At 38.9% G+C, this 1,234-nt stretch carries 2 protein-coding genes and 1 pseudogene; all 3 read left to right on the top strand.

All coding sequences use genetic code 11. From position 1 onward, the window contains the following. Positions 1-195, top strand: a pseudogene (locus ACFIL8_RS10555) (P-type DNA transfer ATPase VirB11); the annotation flags it as partial. Between the two features lie 65 nt (positions 196-260). Continuing rightward, positions 261-476 carry an antitoxin VbhA family protein gene (locus ACFIL8_RS10550; protein ID WP_375610603.1) on the top strand — a complete coding sequence of 72 codons (216 nt, stop codon included), beginning with the start codon at positions 261-263 and terminating at the stop codon, positions 474-476. A gap of 10 nt (positions 477-486) precedes the next feature. Next, on the top strand, positions 487-1,234 hold a 748-nt coding region (locus ACFIL8_RS10545), incomplete at its 3' end, for a Fic/DOC family protein (RefSeq protein ID WP_375689723.1).

Raw genomic sequence — 1,234 nt, 5'->3', positions numbered from 1 at the left:
GCAGCCTTTGAGCAGATGACCCTTTTGGTCAAAGAAAGTGAAGGCGGTGGTGATTTAGAGCGTGATGATATTCGAGGCCTGTTGATTTCAATGATTGATATCATCATCCAATGCAAACGGATTGAAGGAAAATTTAAGGTCACAGAAATTTATTACGATCCCTTCAAACAACGAAACATCTTTGGAGGTGACTAAAAGAAGATCACACCGGCTGCCAAAGGCTCTTTTAAAGCAACGATTGCAAATAAGAGAAAAAATGCATGAAAACCAACGAAACAGAAAATAGAGAAAATCTTTTATCGATGACAGAAGAAGAATTAAAAAAACGCCGTGAAGCCGTTGAAGCAGCCATCAGCACCCATGCGATAGAGGGAATAGCGCTTCATCCTACAACACTCAAAATTTTAGAAGAATACGCAAAGGGGAATATTTCACTCGAGGAATTTAACACTCTTATGGATAACGTAAAATTATAAGGAAGCTACAATGCCAAAAGCAAAAGCAAAGACAAAAAATATACAGACAGTTTCTCCCCATCATTATGTCTACCCAAACACCACAACACTCAAAAATAAATATGGAATAAAAGACTTAAAATCCTTTCTGGAGAAATGCTCACATGATACAGCAGAAGCAATGGTTAATCTGCGTGAAGCCCCCTTACCAGAAAAGTTTGATAGCTCCTATCTATGCTCTATTCATCACCACTTATTTAAAAATACCTTTGAATGGGCTGGATATCTGCGCCATCTCCCCTTTACATTTGAAGATGGCACCATAGCCGCTATGCCCGAAATGAAAAGAACAGGATGGGAAAATCCTTTTGCACTCGGTGATGAAATCCAAGACGGTTTACAAAAATTAGATCAAACGCTTGCCGAAAAAGATAATTTGCAAGGCTTAACGCGCGAGAAATTTAACGCTGAAGCAATAAGCTTATTTAACGCCCTTAACCAACTTCATCCTTTTAGAAAAGGAAATGGACGTACACAACGGGTCTTTTTTGAAAATCTTGCCAAAGCCGCAGGGCATCAGCTTGATTTTTCACTGATTACAAAAGAACGCATGATGCTCGCCAGTGTTGCTGTAGCAGAAAATGGTGATCTAGAACCAATGCAACATCTGTTTGACGATATCTCTAATCCCAATAAAATACTTCTTTTAAAGGAATTCATGAGCAACATGAAAGAACTTGGGCGCAATGTTAATGATCGTCCTGTTATGGTTGCAAAAG

Origin of the sequence: Bartonella sp. AP57NXGY, from assembly GCF_042195805.1 — a bacterium.
Lineage (GTDB): Bacteria > Pseudomonadota > Alphaproteobacteria > Rhizobiales > Rhizobiaceae > Bartonella.
This window is presented reverse-complemented; position numbering and strand designations above follow the sequence as displayed.